The following is a 268-nucleotide window of genomic DNA, read 5'->3' on the forward strand; positions in this document are numbered from 1 at the left end:
GCCGAAGTGGTGCACGAAGTGCTCGAACACCGCTGGTACATGTCCGAAAGCGAAAACCGGAACGTCCCCATGGCCGAAGCCGTGCAGTCATACATGGACACCGTGCTGCGCCACCGCCGGGATGAGGCAGCCATCCTGCTTACCGCGGACACCCGGACCATGAATATCCTCGATTCCGGCGGAGCACCCGAGCAAATGTCTTAGTGTCGCATGCCCCACTGCGGGCTGTGCCTAACTTCACCCCTGCAGCGGGAAAGGCGGCACAGGG

General features: G+C 62.3%; 1 protein-coding gene. It reads left to right on the forward strand.

Annotation, left to right across the window (positions count from 1 at the left end; translation table 11 throughout):
- Nucleotides 1–204 (forward strand): DUF4032 domain-containing protein (locus tag SB754_RS20605; RefSeq protein WP_410784221.1); only part of this gene is annotated, 204 nt, incomplete at its 5' end.
- Between the last annotated feature and the right edge of the window lie 64 nt (nucleotides 205–268).

Source organism: Leifsonia sp. SIMBA_070 (assembly GCF_046534635.1).
Classification (GTDB): Bacteria; Actinomycetota; Actinomycetes; order Actinomycetales; family Microbacteriaceae; genus Leifsonia.